22 protein-coding genes are annotated in these 18,597 nt (G+C 33.5%); 16 read left to right on the top strand and 6 right to left on the bottom strand.

The window, feature by feature from the left end; genetic code table 11:
* Window positions 1–70: 70 nt before the first annotated feature.
* Window positions 71–3,190 carry a cytochrome c biogenesis protein CcsA gene (ccsA, locus tag IPK88_13055; protein MBK8244350.1) on the bottom strand — a complete coding sequence of 1,040 codons (3,120 nt, stop codon included), beginning with the start codon at window positions 3,188–3,190 and terminating at the stop codon, window positions 71–73.
* Window positions 3,191–3,868: 678 nt separating this feature from the next.
* Here ccsA and IPK88_13050 point away from each other — a divergent pair.
* From IPK88_13050 to IPK88_12985, 14 genes are all read left to right on the top strand, one after another.
* Entirely contained in the window at window positions 3,869–4,108 is a 240-nt protein-coding gene (locus IPK88_13050; protein ID MBK8244349.1) for a hypothetical protein, read from the top strand.
* Entirely contained in the window at window positions 4,093–4,386 is a 294-nt protein-coding gene (locus tag IPK88_13045; GenBank protein ID MBK8244348.1) for a type II toxin-antitoxin system RelE/ParE family toxin, read from the top strand. The genes IPK88_13050 and IPK88_13045 overlap by 16 nt, the downstream gene beginning before the upstream one ends.
* Before the next feature lie 449 nt (window positions 4,387–4,835).
* Entirely contained in the window at window positions 4,836–5,183 is a 348-nt protein-coding gene (locus tag IPK88_13040) for a toxin (protein MBK8244347.1), read from the top strand.
* A gap of 26 nt (window positions 5,184–5,209) precedes the next feature.
* Window positions 5,210–6,214, top strand: a complete 1,005-nt coding sequence (locus IPK88_13035; protein ID MBK8244346.1) for a DUF4065 domain-containing protein — start codon at window positions 5,210–5,212, stop codon at window positions 6,212–6,214.
* Window positions 6,215–6,613: 399 nt separating this feature from the next.
* Window positions 6,614–7,120: an NAD(P)H-dependent oxidoreductase gene (locus tag IPK88_13030; protein ID MBK8244345.1), complete on the top strand. Its 507-nt coding sequence runs from the start codon at window positions 6,614–6,616 to the stop codon at window positions 7,118–7,120.
* A 30-nt stretch (window positions 7,121–7,150) separates the two neighbouring features.
* Window positions 7,151–7,573 carry a GNAT family N-acetyltransferase gene (locus IPK88_13025; protein MBK8244344.1) on the top strand — a complete coding sequence of 141 codons (423 nt, stop codon included), beginning with the start codon at window positions 7,151–7,153 and terminating at the stop codon, window positions 7,571–7,573.
* A gap of 35 nt (window positions 7,574–7,608) precedes the next feature.
* Window positions 7,609–8,187 (top strand): Crp/Fnr family transcriptional regulator, encoded by a 579-nt coding sequence (locus IPK88_13020; protein MBK8244343.1) that lies wholly within the window; start codon window positions 7,609–7,611, stop codon window positions 8,185–8,187.
* A gap of 73 nt (window positions 8,188–8,260) precedes the next feature.
* The gene (locus tag IPK88_13015) at window positions 8,261–8,671 is read left to right on the top strand and encodes a glyoxalase/bleomycin resistance/extradiol dioxygenase family protein (GenBank protein ID MBK8244342.1); all 411 of its coding nucleotides are present in this window, start codon (window positions 8,261–8,263) and stop codon (window positions 8,669–8,671) included.
* A gap of 94 nt (window positions 8,672–8,765) precedes the next feature.
* A complete protein-coding gene (locus IPK88_13010) occupies window positions 8,766–10,235 on the top strand; it encodes a class A beta-lactamase-related serine hydrolase (protein ID MBK8244341.1) in 1,470 nt (489 codons plus the stop codon).
* 39 nt (window positions 10,236–10,274) lie between these two features.
* Entirely contained in the window at window positions 10,275–10,844 is a 570-nt protein-coding gene (locus tag IPK88_13005) for an SRPBCC family protein (protein ID MBK8244340.1), read from the top strand.
* A 109-nt stretch (window positions 10,845–10,953) separates the two neighbouring features.
* The gene (locus IPK88_13000; protein MBK8244339.1) at window positions 10,954–11,502 is read left to right on the top strand and encodes a hypothetical protein; all 549 of its coding nucleotides are present in this window, start codon (window positions 10,954–10,956) and stop codon (window positions 11,500–11,502) included.
* Window positions 11,503–11,534: 32 nt separating this feature from the next.
* On the top strand, window positions 11,535–12,008 hold the full coding sequence (locus IPK88_12995) for a hypothetical protein (protein MBK8244338.1): 474 nt from the start codon (window positions 11,535–11,537) through the stop codon (window positions 12,006–12,008).
* Window positions 11,998–12,708 carry a DUF4386 domain-containing protein gene (locus IPK88_12990; GenBank protein ID MBK8244337.1) on the top strand — a complete coding sequence of 237 codons (711 nt, stop codon included), beginning with the start codon at window positions 11,998–12,000 and terminating at the stop codon, window positions 12,706–12,708. Before IPK88_12995 ends, IPK88_12990 begins: the two co-directional genes overlap by 11 nt.
* Before the next feature lie 31 nt (window positions 12,709–12,739).
* The gene (locus IPK88_12985) at window positions 12,740–13,138 is read left to right on the top strand and encodes a hypothetical protein (GenBank protein ID MBK8244336.1); all 399 of its coding nucleotides are present in this window, start codon (window positions 12,740–12,742) and stop codon (window positions 13,136–13,138) included.
* Between the two features lie 11 nt (window positions 13,139–13,149).
* On the opposite strand, the gene IPK88_12980 is transcribed toward IPK88_12985, so the two are convergent.
* On the bottom strand, window positions 13,150–13,350 hold the full coding sequence (locus tag IPK88_12980; GenBank protein ID MBK8244335.1) for a hypothetical protein: 201 nt from the start codon (window positions 13,348–13,350) through the stop codon (window positions 13,150–13,152).
* 271 nt (window positions 13,351–13,621) lie between these two features.
* Between IPK88_12980 and IPK88_12975 the strand changes: the two genes are divergently transcribed.
* Window positions 13,622–13,843: a hypothetical protein gene (locus tag IPK88_12975; GenBank protein ID MBK8244334.1), complete on the top strand. Its 222-nt coding sequence runs from the start codon at window positions 13,622–13,624 to the stop codon at window positions 13,841–13,843.
* A 328-nt stretch (window positions 13,844–14,171) separates the two neighbouring features.
* Here IPK88_12975 and IPK88_12970 read toward each other — a convergent pair whose 3' ends face one another.
* Window positions 14,172–14,921, bottom strand: a complete 750-nt coding sequence (locus IPK88_12970; GenBank protein MBK8244333.1) for a hypothetical protein — start codon at window positions 14,919–14,921, stop codon at window positions 14,172–14,174.
* Between the two features lie 339 nt (window positions 14,922–15,260).
* Here IPK88_12970 and IPK88_12965 point away from each other — a divergent pair, with 339 nt between their 5' ends.
* Complete coding sequence (locus IPK88_12965; protein MBK8244332.1) at window positions 15,261–15,644, top strand: GxxExxY protein; 384 nt, start codon at window positions 15,261–15,263, stop codon at window positions 15,642–15,644.
* A 286-nt stretch (window positions 15,645–15,930) separates the two neighbouring features.
* On the opposite strand, the gene IPK88_12960 is transcribed toward IPK88_12965, so the two are convergent.
* From IPK88_12960 to IPK88_12950, 3 genes are all read right to left on the bottom strand, one after another.
* Window positions 15,931–16,101, bottom strand: a complete 171-nt coding sequence (locus IPK88_12960; protein MBK8244331.1) for a hypothetical protein — start codon at window positions 16,099–16,101, stop codon at window positions 15,931–15,933.
* A 158-nt stretch (window positions 16,102–16,259) separates the two neighbouring features.
* Complete coding sequence (locus IPK88_12955) at window positions 16,260–16,769, bottom strand: hypothetical protein (protein ID MBK8244330.1); 510 nt, start codon at window positions 16,767–16,769, stop codon at window positions 16,260–16,262.
* 10 nt (window positions 16,770–16,779) lie between these two features.
* Complete coding sequence (locus IPK88_12950) at window positions 16,780–17,529, bottom strand: hypothetical protein (protein ID MBK8244329.1); 750 nt, start codon at window positions 17,527–17,529, stop codon at window positions 16,780–16,782.
* Between the last annotated feature and the right edge of the window lie 1,068 nt (window positions 17,530–18,597).

Below are 18,597 nucleotides of genomic sequence, written 5' to 3'. Positions count from 1 at the left end.
TTGTTTGTCTCGTCTTATAATCGAGACTAGCTGCTTGAAGCAATCTTGAAGCAAACATTCAACTTCATCCTTATATCACAATCCGCTCTTTATATTTTCTTCTATAATTTATGAAAGAAAGTATACTTAATATAATCAATGCTATCAAAGTATAATACACTTCCACCGGCAATGGAACCGGATCTCCAGCTGCATAGGAATGCAAACCAGACAAATAATAATTCACCCCATAATAAGTCATGATAACAGTAGCAAAACCAAACAGCGATGCAAAATTATATGCATATACACTTTTTAGTGCAGGGATGAACCTCATGTGAAGTATGAATGCATAAACCAAAATGGACACTAATGCCCACGTTTCTTTAGCATCCCATCCCCAGTATCTACCCCATGATTCATTAGCCCAAACACCTCCTAAATAAGTTCCAATACTTAGCATTATAAGTCCACCTGTAATTGTGATTTCGCTAATTATGGTCAACTCCTCTATTGATCTTTTAATCTTAATTTTATTATTGTCGTTAGTTAAGATAAAGAGCACTAAGTTGAGCATACCAATGACAGCTCCAAGCAAGAGAAAGCCATAACTTCCAGCCTCCATAGAAACATGTATTGTCAACCAATAAGAATTTAATACAGGAACTAATGGCGTGATCTCCGGATCTAACCAACTCATTCCTGCTACCAAAAGAATTATAGTAGATAACACACATGTTGCCGCCAATCCTCCAAGTGATGTTCTTGAAAATATTAATCCCGCTAATGTTGTGGTCCAGGCTATATAAATCATGGACTCATAGCCATTGCTCCATGGTGCATGACCTGATACATACCAACGCATTAGTAATCCTAAGGTGTGCATTACAAAAAATCCTAACAAGGTGTAAAATCCAATTTTTGAAATCCTATTAATATTTACTTTATGGTTGAAAACGGAATACAAAAAAGTAAAGAGAAAACAAAGTCCAAGTAAGGCATAAATATTTCTCAGATTAGAAAAAATATTTAATCGATTCAACCATATTTCAGTAGTCACTTTTTGTTTTGCAGGAAGTATAGTTCCAGAAATGGATTCTTGGTATGTCGTTAACTTAGTTAGCATTTCATCGGGGATGGTCCAGTTTCTGGTTTCTGAGGATGATTTTAATTCAGCAAAATAAGTTGTCACGAATTCTTTGATAAAAATACTTAAAGCTTCCGGGGTTTTTGGATTTGAAATATCGGTAGGTGAAATCCAAGTATTATTTGGATCTCCCTTGATCGGAAATACTTTAAATAGTTGTGTTGAAAAAACCATATTCGCAATGTTCACCTTCTCATCCACCTTAATAATAGCCTTTTCAAATGTACCATGATCTTTAGGGTTCATGACCTGTGCAGCGCGAATGAATTCTTTAAGTTTATACTCCCCTTCGTCATTGAAAAAATTCCGATAACTTGTTAGTCCAGCATTTATTCCTAAGATCTTTAATACTTCCGGATGATTGCCGGATTGAATGATGGGTACATTTTCCCAGGTCTCCGGATCCAACATCATTGAAATGTAGATTTGATTTTCACTTAGACCATAAAGCTCACTTTTCTTTGAAAGTTTGCGAACGACTTCACTGGCTAAAGTATTTATGGGTTCAAATCGTCCCTTAAAATCCTGTACCAATAATTGACCTAACTTATTAGCGTGTTCCGGACTTACTAAAACCGCAGGTTGCGTGATTTCCGAATTGGAAAAACCCATTACAGGAACTGCAAAAAATATACTTATCCACAAGAATAACAGCATGGATGAATTCTGAATTTCCTTCAACTTCTTCGTCAAATAAGCAAATCTGGTGTTGGGTTGAAAGAAAACAAACAGCAATCCAATCGTTAATAATATATAACCAATATAGGACAACCATGTACCTAAAAAATCGTGATTCACACTCAAATAAGTTCCTAATTCATCCTGATCAAAAGACGATTGAAAAAAACGATAACCCTGATAATCCAGGATGTTATTCATAAAGATGCGTTTATCCATTTTAACATCTTTAACCGGATCTGTTAAAGTAACTTCACTAGCATAGGATGATGGATTTTCAGTACCTGGATATTTATCCATGATAAAATCCTTGAGGTACAACGAAAACGGCAATTCTATTCGTTTGGAACCATAAGCTATTCCAATGGTGCTTTCGGCAGATTCTATAGTTTTGTATTCACCTTCAGATCCTTTTCTTCCAGTAAGCATAAGTTCATGATGTTGACTGTCCATTTCAACATCCAGTCTTAATCTAACGATACTTTCACTCTTTACTTTGATGTCCTTCGATGTTGTATTCAGAACAGCAGAACGTGCAAACTCAGCAATAACAAAATTAGAATTACCCATATTGTACAAGGACCGGGTACGCAATGGTCGTAATTCACCGGGAGCAATGGTATCCAACTTCTGTGTCGCCATCACCATTTGAGTAATCGGTCTGTCCACTTTAAAATAAAGGGAATCGTTTTGCATTGAAATATTTACATAACCAGGCATTTCAGGGTTTCCAAAATTGATTTTGGTTCCGCTTAGATTGACCTGATCACCATACTTTACATGATATTCTTCCCTACCATTCATCCCCCCAATGACTACTTTGAGCATGGCAAGTCCATCGGGGCTATCGGTCATTTCTTCAACCGGGTTGGGAATAAAATCCTTGAGTTTAACCAGAATAATTTTATTTCCAATTTGGTATTGCTTATCGAATTTATTTTTTCCTAAAGAAGAAAAATACACTTTTTCAGCAAAGCTATAGGTCTTCTCATGATACAATACTTTAAAATTCAGATAGGTCTCTGCCGATAAAAAATCACTTGAAGCCGAACCTTCCCGAATATGCATGATTCCTTCATAGCCAAAGTACCTAGTCACTCCAGCTCCAAGAAGAATAATGATGATCGCTGCATGAAAAGTCAGAGCTGCCCATTTCCTTTGTTGGATCATCCTGAACCTATATATATTTACCAGAATACTTAGCCCAAATAGTACAAGCAATAATTCAAACCACCAGGTTCTAAAGATGAGGTCCTGAGCGGAGCTGGTGCCAAAATCGTTTTCAACAAATGTGGCAACTCCAATAGCAATTGCAAATAGCAACATATACAGCGATGCCGCTTTAGAAGAGCACAATTTGTCTGCCAGCCAGGTCAAATATTTCATAGTATTATAGTATTAAGCAAATGTTCGGTAAAAATGATTTTAGTAAAAGACAATACCACTTTAAAAAGGAGTTAAACACATTCAAATATCAAAGGAATATACATGGAATTGGTTCATTTTGCGATTTCTCAATCCTAAAATGTAACGCTAAATGGAGTCACAAATATACAAATAAATGAGCTAATATTGGGACCTTTAAAAGAAGTAAATCTAATAGAAGATAAACTCAGATTAGTCCTGTATCTTAGACTGGGGAGGGTATTTACTTTCCAAAAAAAACAGGTAAAAAAGAGTACTAACTAAAATTTATGCTATAAGGCAGGAAGTAACGAATTTCAATAAATTTAGGATTAAATGGCATCGAAGTAAGAAACTTCGACGATCGTGGGCTTGGTAACTTGGCTTTAGCCAACAAAACAAAGATACAAGCATAAACCTAAAGACCCAATAAACAAAATATTGTGCAGTTTATTAAATACACATGGAAATATTGTGATCAGCACTACTTAGTTTAGGTAGCATTTGAATTGCTTAAATGGCATCAATTACATTGAAAGAAATCAGAGACTTCTACATTCGTTAATTTAAGTGACTTTATCAATAAATTAAATTTTGGATCACTTATAATCATGATATATTGTATGTTTTAATATCCCAAATTATTAGTAATTTTATGCGATGAAAACAAAAGAAGCGTTCCATAAACTCATTGATAAAATTGAAGATGAGGGTCTATTAAACGATTACTATAATCTTATTTCTAAACTAAACAACAGCCAAGAAGGGGCATTGTGGAATTCCCTTACTCTCGAACAAAAGGAGGAGCTAATGCTTTCATATGAAGAAAGTAAAGATCCGATAAATTTAATTAGTCATGAAGAAGTTGTTGGCCGATTCAGCAAATGGTTAGAAAAATAATTTGGTCTAAAAGAGCTACTTCAAATTTAGCTTCATTGACTGAATATCTAAATCAGAATTGGAGTGAAAATCTCGCCAAACAATTTGTTCAAAGAACATTTGAGCTTGTAGAACTCCTAAGTAAACAACCAAATATTGGACCTTATCAAAATTCCGAAAAAAAAATCAGAGGAATACTTATATCAAAACATAATAGACTATTTTATCGAACAAGCTCAAACAAAATCATAATACTCAGTATATTCGATACGAGATCCAATCCTAAAAAACAAATTTAAAAAACACAGTATAATCTATTGGACTACTATTAAGAGGTAGAAACATCATAGCCACCAAAGATGAATTTTACAAATTATTGGTATTGGAACAGAGACTCTGAAGAAAAGGGTAATCGAGTAATCGGTAATCAGATAAGAATTAATAATTACATCGAAGTCAGAGACTTCTACGATTGTAGTAATTTTATAAAAAAGCCAGTATTACTTAACATTACTAGACTACAAAACATATCGAAGGTACATTTTACACTTATAAAGTTGGACGAAAGTAAATTTTCAGGCTTTTTGCCCTTGTTTAATAAACGTGAGTAAAACTACTGAGAAAGACTATCATGGTATATTTAATTTTAATAACTTTAAAGTTGATTTTTATCGTAAAATAATTAATTTAACAACTTTATAGTTGAGTATTACAATAATAGATGTACCTTCGTTTAGTAAAACAATGTATGAGCTTAGAAGAGCAAGTAGCATCCTTTTTAAAAGACTTCAAAGAAAAGATGAAGATTTGGGATGTGCTCTTTCGTGACGATAGCGGCAAAAATATCCAGGCTCTTGTGGACTTAGAACTTCGCCCTATAGAACGAAAAGCTGCTCTGGAAGCACTCGAAACCAAAGACTATTGCGAAGGCCCAATCGAAGAAAAACTTTACAGAGGTACTGAGATGTGGGTGTTTGGCAAAAACATAAAGAGACGGGAAGTGTATATTAAAATTACAATGGGTGCAATGGGCTGCAGTGTTATCTGCATTTCTTTTCACCTAGCACAACATAAAATGAAATATCCTTTAAAATAATAAAATATCGGTTAAAATAAATAATTATGAAAAGTCCAATCACAGATAAGGAAATGAAATTGACCAAAGAACGCAGGTCAATGGATTTCAGAAAGGAAACATTTGAAATTGTGTTTCATTTTTACAGATGCGAGGATAGCGGAGAACAATTTACCTCTACATCATTAGATGAAGTGAATATGAATCAGGTATATAATCAATATCGAGACAAATTCAACATCCCATTTCCAGATGAAATCATCAGAATTCGAGAAAAGTATGGTTTGTCCGCAGTCAAGATGTCGGAAATTTTAGGCTTTGGTGTTAATAGTTATCGCCAGTACGAAGCAGGTGAAATGCCAAGTATAGCCAATGCCAAAATGATACAGATGGTGGACGATCCTAAGTTTTTTATTGATATGGTTGAGTTATGTGCAACCCTAGATGACAAAGCAAAAACAAAGTATATTCAGAAAGCACAAATATTGTTAGAAGAGAGAAAACGAAACATGTTCAATTTGAATTTCAAGGAATATTTATTAGGCAACCGCATGGCAGATATTTATTCAGGATACAGAAATCCCAATTTTGAAAAGTTTACCGAAATGGTAGTCTATTTTTCAGAAAAAATTGCACCCTTCAAAACCAAGATGAACAAGTTATTGTTCTATACCGATTTTCTAATGTTCAAACAAAGTTGTTTTTCAATCAGCGGAGTGCGGTACAAAGCCATTGATATGGGACCTGTGCCCAACAATTTTCAAAGTATTTTTGAATATTTAGTCAATAAAGATGAAATAGAAATTCACACCACCGAATTTCAAAATGGCCATACAGGCGAACAATTCAAAGCAAGAAAGAACAGACCATTTAAAGCTGATTTGTTTTCACAAAGTGAATTGGAAGTATTAGATAAAGTAGCAACGGCATTTAAACTCACCAGTACCAATGGCATTATTGAATTAAGTCATTTAGAAGAAGCGTGGAAGAAAAACGAAAAAGACAAAAGCGTCATCAGTTATGAATATGCTTTTGAGTTAAAACAGATTTAATCAATTACGAAACAATATCGAACCTAAAGTGATAGAAAGCCGATAATTAAAAGGCATCAAAAACTTATTTGATATAATTTTCAACAATTATTGATGAAGTATTTATCTTTAGCAATTCAAATGAAAAAAATGAACTTTTGGCACAAAAAATGATCACTAAACTTACTTTAAAGCAGACTATTCTTCAAATTAGAATTCCAATTATATCCATTATACTATGTTGGCTTTTATCTTATTTGAATCAGCCAGTACAAACAATTTTTATTACATCCTAAAATTAAGAACACAAACAAATTAATTAATATAAGACTATGCCCTATCTAAATTTAAACCGTATTATGTATATTTATCATAAAAATAAGCAATCTCATTCTCATACAGCTTTTAAAACCATCAAAAATGAATATCGTTATAATATTGGGTAGCTCGAGAACCAATGGCGAAACTGGTCAAATAGTCAACCAGTTACAAAATATTACCAAATGGGATGTGATTGATTTGAATGATTATAATATAAATAACTACGATTATGAGCACAAAAATAAAAATGATGATTATTTAACACTTATGCGACGTATTATAAACAAATACGATGTGTTCATTTTTGCGACTCCAGTGTATTGGTATGCTATGAGCGGTAAAATGAAAACATTCTTTGATAGATTTACCGATTTGTTAGATGATGAAAAAGAATTAGGAAGAAAATTAAGAACGAAAAGCATGGCTGCCATTAGTTCCTCACAAGGTAGTAATCTAGGTGATGGATTCTGGCTACCATTTTCAAATTCTGCGGAATACTTAGGTATGAAATATTTAGGAAATACTCATTTTGTAACCGGTCAGAATGAAAAAGAAAATATGACATATTTCATAGATTTAATTAATAAATCTACCAAAGCAACTTAAATTAAATAATTGATATAAATAAATTGTGAAATGAATCTTCGATTTCAATATAACACCGATAATATTAATTGGGAGGAAGTATCTAAAATTCTTCAAAAAGTAGGCATGGCTTTTCATGCAGGGGAAAAACACAAACGAGCTTTTAATAATAGTCACACTGTGGTTTTTGTTTTTGAAAATGATCATCTTATTGGTTTTGGAAGAGCTATTTCAGACGGGGAGTATCAAGCAGCTATTTACGATGTAGCCATTATTCCTGAGTATCAAAGAATGGGAATTGGAAAAACGATTATCCAAAAAATGATAGATAATACACCTGGATGCAATTACATATTGTACGCTGCTCCAGGCAAGGAACGCTTTTATGAGAAAATAGATTTCAGGAAAATGAAAACAGCTATGGCGCTATTTATAAACAAAGATAGAATGCAACAAAATGGATTCACTGATTAGTAATTCAATTCATTAATTATACATACACAAATTCAATGAATACTGAACCTTTTTTTAGAAAAATCAGAAGCTATCATAATATTTCAGAACAAGCTGAAATGGAATGGACCAAATTATTGCGATTGAAAACATATAAGAGAGGAGAATATTTTGTATCTGAAGGTCAGTACCCAAAAGATGTAGGATTTGTTGTTAAAGGCTTGTTTTCGCAATCCTACACATCTAATGCTGGTGATATTGTCATTAAAGTCTTTTTCCCCGAAAATAGACTTGCTGCATCTGTAGGTGCCATGTTAAGCAATTCACAAAGTGCCTATAATATAATCGCAATTGAAAATAGCACTATTTTAACCTATAATTTTTTTGATTTTAAAAACCTGGTTTCAAGGTATAGTGATGTTGCAGCATTTTATATAAAATACATAGAACACCATTGGATTATAGAAAAAGAACCAATGGAAATTTCATTACGGCATTTTGATGCAAAAGTCCGATACGGAGAATTTCTGGAAAAGTATCCACAATTGGTAAAACGGTTAAAAAAACATCATATTGCTTCCTATTTAGGTATCACGCCTACACAATTGAGTAGAATTCTTTTTGTAAATAAATAAATTCTGAGTTTTCTCAACATATGTAAAGGGTTTAAAGAAATTCCCTTTAGAATTTTGTGCTATAATTTAAAAAATGGCAACAAAAGTATTTATAAATTTACCTGTTAAGGATGTTGAGAAATCAAAATTCTTTTTCTCACAATTGGGATACCACATAAAAGAACAAATCTCTGATAACCTTGCAGCCTGCATCATAATCAGTGAGAATATATTTGTCATGTTGCTGAAAGAGGAATACTTTAGAACGTTGATACAGCATGGCAAAAGTGAATTAAAAACATATAACGAAGTGTTGATTTCATTGGATGCTGGATCCAAGCTGGAAATCCAAAACATCATTCACAAAGCCCAACAAATGGGAGCACTGATATATGCCGAACCACAGAATCATGGGTGGATGTATCAACACTGCTTTGCTGATCTGGATGGACATCATTGGGAATTTATTTTTACTGATAAAGATCTCTTGCCAGATTATTTATAAATATTTTTCATTTTCTCAACATATGTAAAAGGAATTCATTTTAAGGCGCCTTTCCTTTGCATTACCAAATAATAAAACAATAAAAATAAAAGTCATGTTAAAGCAATTCCTAGTAATTCTAATTTTCGTATGTGCAAACCTTTTAGCTAAAGGACAATTAGCTAAAAACTCAACACTATTTCTGGAATTGAAAAAACAAGACAGTGTATTCTTTGAACGATCGTTTAACCTTTGTGATATAGAATATCTTGAGCAAACCATTCACCAAGACTTGCTTTTTTTCCATGACCAAAGTGGTATTCAAAACAAAGCAGATTTCCTTATTGCTGTAAAGCAAAATATTTGTTCAACACCTCATCAAAAACCCATTCGAAAGTTGGAAGAAAACAGCTTGGAAGTTTTTCCATTATATAATGATGGGATACTCTACGGTGCCATAGAAAGCGGAATACACCATTTCTATATAAGAGCGTTGAACAAAAAAGACACACCAACTAGCACTGCTAAATTTACGATGGTATGGCTATTAGATAAAGAAAAGTGGTTATTAAAAGAGGTATTGAGTTATGATCACCATGACCCTGATAATTCAGATTTAAAAACCAATTTTGAAAGCGAAATAAAACAATTACTGATCAATGAAAAAGTTCCCGTCTTAGGGTTAAGTATAGTTGAAAACGGACAATTGAAACATATTGATGTCTTTGGAAATATCGACAAAAACACACCTGCTGCTTACAATTCAATTTTTAAAGTAGCATCACTCACTAAACCTGTAACAGCATTGATTACTTTAAAATTAATAAATGCCGGAAAATTAGGATTAGATGAATCACTAAATAAATATTGGATAGATCCCGACCTAAAAAATGATATACGCACAAAAAAAATAACCCCAAGAATTATCCTTTCACATCAAACAGGTTTTCCGAACTGGCGATACTTAACTGAAAGTAAAAAACTAAGTTTTGAATTTGACCCTGGAACTCAATTTCAATACTCAGGTGAAGGTTTCGAATATCTGCGAAAAGCATTGGAAGCCAAATTTAACAAAACGCTGGAAGAACTTGCGACTGAATATGTATTCAAACCTGCAAAAATGAAAGACACACATTTTTGGTGGGATAAATCAATGGATGAAAAAAGATATGTCAAAAACTATGACCAAGATGGAAAACTAATTGATACATCTAAGTATTATGAAGCGAATGCTGCCGCAAATCTTTTAACAACAGTTGAAGATTATGGAAACTTTCTTGCCTATATATTAAATGGTGCTGGATTATCTTCACAGGTATTAGAAGAAATGCATAAAAATCAAGTTCAATTAAATACCAATGATTTTTTTAGTCTGGGTTGGGAAAAATTAACAAACTTCAGTAATGACGAATACGCCCTAATTCATACAGGAAAAGATCCAGGTGTAAATACAATAGCTGTTCTATTTCCAAAAAGTAAAAACGCCTGGTTGATATTCATGAATGGCGACAATGACACAAAAATAGTTGAAAAACTATTGATGGAAAAAATGTATCTCGGAAAGGAATTATGGAATAAAAGATAATATCGAATAAATCATTTATTAAAATATAAAAATATTGAAATGACAAACTACATTTTCACAACTGTATTAATTTCATTAGTACTAACCACAAATCTATTCTCACAACAGAAACAAAATTATAACGACTCAACCAGAATTAATTGGACTGATGAGTATAAACCAGAGAATAGTAAATTCTTTGTCCACAACGAGATAGAAATAAATGCTTCACCAACGATTGTTTGGGATCTAATAATAGATGCATTAAAGTGGGAAACATGGTATAGTCATGCAAAACATGTTTCTTTTATGAATACTTCTGACACAGTTTTGAAAGCCAACACAGTCTTTAAATGGAACACTATGGGCATGAACTTTCAATCTGAAATCAAGCAATATGTTCCTAATCAACTGTTGGCCTGGGAATCAAAAAAGAAAAGCGTTCAAGCTTATTCTGTTTGGCTTATTGTACCTACTGATAAAGGTTGTAAAGTAATTGTGGAAGAATCCCAAAACGGATGGATTACATTTTTGGAAAAAATATTCCAACCCAATAAATTGAGAAAACACCACGATGTTTGGCTTACAGAACTAAAAAAGAAATCAGAGGAAAAACAGAATAGAGAATAATACAAATGGTTAATGGTTAATGGTTAATGGTCAATTGTTAATGGTCAATTGTTAATGGGAAAATAGTAAAAACTATAAAAATTAAATTATAAAAATTAAAACATCTGTTATGAATAAAAGTGAATTTGAAAACAAAAGTCTTGTATTGATAATACTTATCGGGTATGGTTTAAATTTAATTTGTACTGCAATGGGCTATATATTTAGTGATAGTCTAAGGTTTGAATTGTTACACTATCAAATTGCAAATGCCTTCGCAATTTCAGCATCAGTAATGGCAGCAAGATATACTGGATTGAGAGGTCAACATGTAAGTGCATCTGCTTATATCTTACTTGGCATAGCACATGGAATTTCATTAGCTTCATTAGGTAAATCTGGAATTAATGCGGACAGAGGTATAATGATAGCTATACCTATGATTCCAGCATTTATTTTTATGTTTTGGTGTAATCTTTATCCCATTTGGCTCCGAATTGCAGGTTTAATTCCAAGTATCCTTTTCTTATTAGTTTTTATTAATGTGCAATCAGGTGAATCCTATTTTGGATTTGCATTATCATCTGGATATGCTATGCTCCAAATTGTTGAGCTTGTCTGGGGCATTTATCTCTATAATGACTGGAAACGAATAAATCAAAAAACAATACAACAATAATAAATATTCAATCACAATTTAAATCAAAAAAAATGAAAAAACAAATCTTCTTACTAATGTTATTAGTGTCAACTTCTACCTATGCGCAAAGTCGCTTTTCAAAACATGAATTAAGTATTAACGCCTTTCGGGCGCCATCTATTGGTGCTGAATTTAGGCAAAACCAGGTTTCCATTCATGCTGGATATTACCTAACTGCATTTTCGGGTGTTACCAACAATTTTGTAAAAACTGGTCTTACTTTTTGGTGCTTTCCTGTTGGCAAAAAGTATAACCCTTCATCCTTTTATGCTGGTGTTTCCTATTTGCGTGGACTGGACAGTGATTATAAAAACAAAAATGCAATTGGAACAGAAGCAGGTTTTCGTTGGATGATTTGGCAAGGACTTAACCTACGCATAGGCCTGATAACAGTTGCAGCCAAGGATAAAACCTTAAAGTTAAATCCCGCAGGTGGTATAAGTTATTCATTATTCTTTAATAAAAATAAAAAATATGCAAAGTAATAACAACAAAACAATAGCTTACTTATTGATCACTGGGGCAATCGCTTTATTTGTTCCATACACAATACTATCCATCATTTTTGAGTATCCTGTCATTTTAAGACAGGATACTGGTATCATTCTTTCCAAATTTCATCAAGGTGGTACTCAATTAATTTGGACTTGGTTTGCATTTGCGATCACTGGCATTCCATTATTGCCTGCTTATATTTTGATGGGTCAACAATTAGAAAACAAAACATCATGGATTCGTGTCGCTACTAATATTGGCGTTATTGGATTAATTGTTCAAATGATAGGTTTGCTTCGATGGACATTTGTTGTACCCATTTTAGCAAACATCTATGTTAACGCTCCTGACGAACCAACTAAAGCAGCTGTTATAGTTGCATTTAAAACAATTCACCAATATGGAGGAGTTATTTTAGGTGAGCACTTAGGACAATTATTTACTATTGCATGGACTATTATGATGACTTACTTTTTTGAGAAATTAAATATGTTTCCCAAATGGGTTAATTGGCTTGGCTATATCAGTTCGGGTATTTATTTATTAGCACAGGCTGAGCTATTTGCTATTGTAATACCTAATTTTCCAGTTTGGGATATGGCAGGATTTATCGGAAGTACGCTTTGGTTGATTTGGTTGATTGTCATTGGCGTTTTATTCATCAAGAACCAAAATAAGAGAATTGATTAGAACTATTAAAGAAAATCTAAACTTAAATAATATGCAATTTTTTATTTCAAATTTTAAATGGATCATGCTTATCTCAGGTCTTTTAACTTGTACAATGCTTATGGCATTAATCTCACCTCAGGCTTCGATTCAATCAAATTTTGGACAAACAATAGAAAGTAATTTATCCGAAATCATTGTTCGAAACTGGGGTGCATTGATTGGACTTATGGGCATTATGTTAATTTACGGAGCGTTTACGGAATCTGTTAGGCGATTCGTTCTTATCATAGCAGGTAGCAGTAAGGTTATATTTATTCTACTCATACTTTTTTCAACTGAAAATTTTATGGAATTCGGAGTAGGAAAAGCGGTAATTGCTGATTCAATCATGGTCGCTTTATACATCGCTTTTCTCCTTTTCTCTGGACAAAGAAAAATTACTTATTAAGAAACAGACACCTATTCAATTGCATTAAACGATCCAGTCTTCAATGCATACAATTGACCATTAACTTCCTGAAGAAAACTCACATTTATAACTACAAATAAAATACCTGCTCCTGTCGGTAGCATAGCTGGATTTAATACAACATCACTAGAAGTTAGATCCAACGCTAATGTTACCGCAGGACTCTTTGAAGAACTAAATGCGCCTGTCATAAAATCAATTTCGGCCCAAGCACTTTCAATACTGAATTGTGTCGCAGAGGCAGGATAAATGAAATCCCGGAATTTGCTTTTGAGTTAAAACAAATTTAATCAATTACGAATTTCGAATTAAAAATTACGATAATGAAGTCACCAATTTTAGAAATGACGCCATAGAAGAAGCTTGTATTCCATCGAAGTCAGAGACTTCGACGATTGTTGTCAGAAGCAAAAGTCAATAAACTTAAAACTTAATTCGTATATTAGCATAAATATTAACACAATGCCAACTGTTAAAGATAAGATTATCAAAGGAATACAGAATATTGACAATGAAGAACTACTTCAAGAAGTTTATACACTATTACAAGACATTCAAGAAACAAAGCAGATTATAACTTTAAATTCCGAACAAAAATTAAATATTGAGGAGGCCAGAAATGATTATAGAAATAATCGTTTTTTTACAACCGAACAAGCATTTAAAGATTTATTAACTGACTAAATTAATTGTATAGTATGAAAGATCAAAAAATGACTTAAAAAGTATTAAGAAGTTTTTTGACTTGTGAAATCAATCATCTGTTTATTTGTTAAACTTAAATTCCAAACGACCAAAAAATGTTTGGATCAATAGTTATTCTATTTATCATATTATATTAACTTACATGCTGTCTAAAGCTAACTAAAAATGAATAAACCAAATGATCTCGTCATATAGACGAGATCATATTGGTATTTATGCCTAAACAATTGACGTTGACAAAGTAGCCAATTATTGAAGCATTAAAACATATTTAATTTGATTATGGCAAGGTCACCATTCGAAAAATTTATTTAATAGCCACTATTTCCATAGCATTCTTTGCTCCATACTTCGCAGGATAAAACCGACCATTATCTTCCTTAAGAAAACTCACTTTTAATACTACTAACAAAATGCCATTACCTGTCGGTGGTTGAGCTGGTGTTAGCACTACATTATGCTTAGTCAAATCTCTAGCTAAAGAAACAGCAGGACTTATTGAAGCATTAAACTTACCACTCGCAAAATCAATTTCAGACCACGCACTTTCTAAACTGCAATGTGTCGCAGTATCAGGAAAATATAACTCCTTCTGAGGCACGAAATCTGGGATGCTCACCACCCCACTTTTAACATCCACATGATAGTCCGTTTTAAGCACTCCGTACAACATGGATTTAATGTTGAAGTTGAACTGGAGTAAATGTGCCTTGCCATCCGAAGTCAATAGACCAAACCCTACTTTTCTATCTCCACGCAGATGAGTGGTATCTGTTTTAATCACCAGAGCTAGATGTTTTACCAATCGGTTCACCATCTTATCATCTGATTCAGTGCCAGTAACAAGTTTAAAGGCATTACGAATCCATTTACCCGCTCTATTTATTTCACCAAACTCTTGCATGATTTCTCTGGTTCTGGCGAATGCTGGATCTGTTTTAATTTGGGTCCCACTTGCCCCTCCTTTTTTTCGAAAGAAGGACCCATGTTTGCTATGTAAAAAACTAAGCCCATTTAACTTGCTGATCATTTTAATTAAATTGATTTGGTGATCCATGTTTAAAAATTTAAAAAGTGTTATAATCATTGCAAAACTTTTTGCTCATTTCAAAAATATTTTGCTGTCATTATTAGAACGAAGTATGAAATCCTAATATGATAGCGCTTGTTGTTTTAGACGTTTTGATACAATCTAGACGTTTTAATACGATCTAGACGACTTTGTACGTTCTAATCCTTTTTAGAAAGATAGATTTATTTACATATTACTTATACAAACAACAAATATTATTCAAATGAATTGTTGGGCTGTTGAACACAATTAATGTCTTAACCATGATTAGAAGGATTAAAGGATTAGCATGATTTTAAAAACACTAAATAAAGCAAATTAAAAATGAAGCACAAAGAAATAACTGAGAAGATAATTGGATGTTCAATGCAGGTTCACCGAACACTTGGCAACGGCTTTCAAGAAGTGATTTATCAAAGAGCTATGGACATAGAAATGCGTTTGGGTGGGTTGTCATTTGAACGGGAAAAAGAAATGGACATCTATTACCGTGATGAAAAAATTGGAAAAAGAAGAGTTGACTTTTTTGTTGAAGGAACGATAATGGTTGAATTGAAAGCACTTATAAAATTAGAAGATGTTCACCTTGCACAAGCCATGAACTATTGTGAAGCCTACAACATGGAAATTGGTTTGCTCATCAACTTTGGTGGAAAAAGTTTAGAGTTCAAAAGAGTTCACAATAATAAATTAACCGGCGAACAATAATCAAGAAATCCTTTAATAAAATAATCGGTAAACAATAATCAAGAAATCCTTTAATCATGAAAATCAAGAAATCCTTTAATCATGAAAATCAAGGTTAAGACAATATGAGATAAAAAACCCCGAACGCCTTTCGACATTCAGGGTCGGGTGAACTCAATGAATTATATTCTTAAGTAAGAATATAAAGAGTGTTAATAAAAATCAAGAAATAGTCGTAGGAAAACACGATACAGCAATCATTGGAATCATTAGGAATTAAGCATAGAAATTATGCTATAGGATATTATTAATCCTTCTTTTTGGTCATTCGCTTAATCCAAGAGGTAGCCAGATAAGATGCTATAGCGCTTAATGTAGACATGATGATGGTCTTGAGCATATCATGTATGTCGAAACTGGTACAAATGCCTACTATCGATCCACAACTCATCGCCAGAAGACTTTGATCGAATCTCATAAACCGATCAGGCTTCAGATTCTACAGTTACCTGGCTCACGGCACTGAGGACACCAGATGCCACCATGATGTAACCTGCTGCGGTGATGACTGCTGATGGCAAGGTAATGGGTGCACTTAATATCCCTCCTGCTATGGCGGCTAATAGGAGCCCTGCATTACGAAGCGTTTTGAAGAAGCTCGGTGTTGGAGCTTGGAGTCTGTCCAATAGGGTTAGTGGACGGACTTCCTGATTCTGATTTGTTTTCATAATGATCATGTTTAGTGTTAATGAATAAAAATAATTTCCCCTGGCGTTCTAAACTCAGATTGGCAATGCGAAGCATTTGTTGTAGTGCAGTATTCGAGGAGAGTCCTCTACCCGCTCCGGTGTGAACCATTACGGGAGCAATACATCCGCGCAATTCTTTTGATGCATCATTAGCGGGATGAATCAGGATGGCTTCACGATCCTGCACATTCAATACTTGAATTACCGATCCGAATTTCATGCTGTGAAATTTAGTGAGTTTATACGTTCCTTCAGGAATGCAAGAGATATTTCTTACATTATTACACCAGGGAAGTTCAATGGTATGGCAGATCAATTGACTGCCACACCAGAGACTTCCGTTGGTGCCATTCGGAAAATAAGTACGAACCAATTGCCAGTTCATAATCCGACTCATGGCAAGTTGATTAACTTACGGAAACAATTTCAATAGCATTAAGCGAACCATTATTCAATGGATACAACTGTCCATTGATCTTCTGAAGAAAGCTCACTTTCAATGCGATAAACACGATACCGGAACCGGAAGGAGTTTGAGCCGGAGTTAACACAACATTGCTGTTCGTAAGATCAAGGATTAAAGACACAGGCGGACTAAATGATGATGTAATTTCTCCGGTAGAGAAATTAATTTCTGACCAACCACTTTCAATGCTGCAATGTGTCGCAGCTGTAGGAAATTCCAAATCCTGTTGTGGAATAAAATCAGAAATACTCACATTGCCTGTAGCAGTATCAACCTGATAGTTGGATTTAAGCACTTGACTCAAGACGGATTCATTATTAAAATTAAATCCATTCAAAATGGCCTTGCCCTCAACGGTTGATAAACCAACACCTACTTTTCTAAATCCGCGAAGATTAGTGGTATCTGTCTTCAATACTTGAGCTAGTTGCTTCACCAATCGGCTTACTGCCCTTCCATCAGAACCATTGCTTGATATACTTCTTAATGAAGTACGAATCCACTTACCCGCTTGATTCATTTCTGCAAACTCTTGCATGTTCTCTCTGGTTCTGGCGAATGCAGGATCATTTTTAATTCGAGTCCCACTGACTCCCCCTTTCATTCGGACCATATGTCCGTCTTTGGTTTTGTAAAAACTTAGATCATCTAGCGTACCAGTGATCTTAATCAGACTGCTTTGGCGTCCCATAATAAAAAATTTAAAGTGTTAAAAAAATAAAATGCGCAATCATTTTTGGCTAGCTTCAAAAACTTTGCTGTCCCTATTAAAACGAATGATGACATCAGAATATGTTAGCCCTTGTCGTTTCTGACGTTCTAAAACCCGCGTGACGTTCTAATACTATAGAGTCGTTTTTGCGCACATAGATTTATTCCAATTATACAAATACACACAAAATAAAATTTACAAATGAAATGAGTATAAATAGTGGCTTGGATCCTCGACCGTACCTCGAGGGTAGAGCGACCGTAGATACTTGCTTGTGAGTTGTACTTAATTATTTCTAAAATTTTGACTTTTTCTAAGTTGCAAAATCAATCAAAAAATGGTTAAATAATAGCTTCAAACTCAAATCAAGGAACTAAGTATATTTTTTAACCTCAATCTCAAATTAAATTCAAGTAATATTTGATAGCAATAAGTAGCCGTAGAAATTTGGAACGGCCTTAATGGATGAACGAACCAAAAGATCTCGTCATACCGACGAGATCTTTTGGTGAAGTGAACCAAAATAATTGGCGTAGTCTTCGAAGCCAATTATTTAGGCATGGAGGAAGCTGCATTGAAAACTAAATGTAAAAATTCAAAACTGTATGACTGAACGAACTTTGATTATTTATCAAAGTAATGAACGACAGTTCATTAAGTGAAGGAACGCGTTAGCGAGGAATGGTGATGAAATTTTTATTTGAAATAGAACTGTTTATGCTTAGAGTGGATTCATGGAATCATTTTAGGCTTAGACATTACAGCCCTGACTGACTGACGTCAGTCAGTCAGGCTAGAATTTTTGGTTCTTTTTTTTCATGAAAAAAGAACAAAAAGATTTTATTATAAACGCTTCTTAATCCATAATTAAAATGTCAAACAAGCTAATAAATCTTTATTCCCACTCTAACTTTGGACAAAACAAGGAGTACCAAGTAAGTTAAAATCCTATTCATTTAATTTTTTTCAATAGTTTCATTAAATAAATTTACTGTTTTTTCGTTTTATATAGATTGAGAATATTTCTTATAAAATAGATATCCTTTT

It is taken from the genome of Candidatus Defluviibacterium haderslevense (genome assembly GCA_016712225.1).
In the GTDB taxonomy this organism is placed as follows: Bacteria; Bacteroidota; Bacteroidia; order Chitinophagales; family Saprospiraceae; genus Vicinibacter; species Vicinibacter haderslevensis.
Note: the sequence above shows the minus strand (reverse complement) of the source record. Positions and strands in the feature narration are given on the sequence as shown.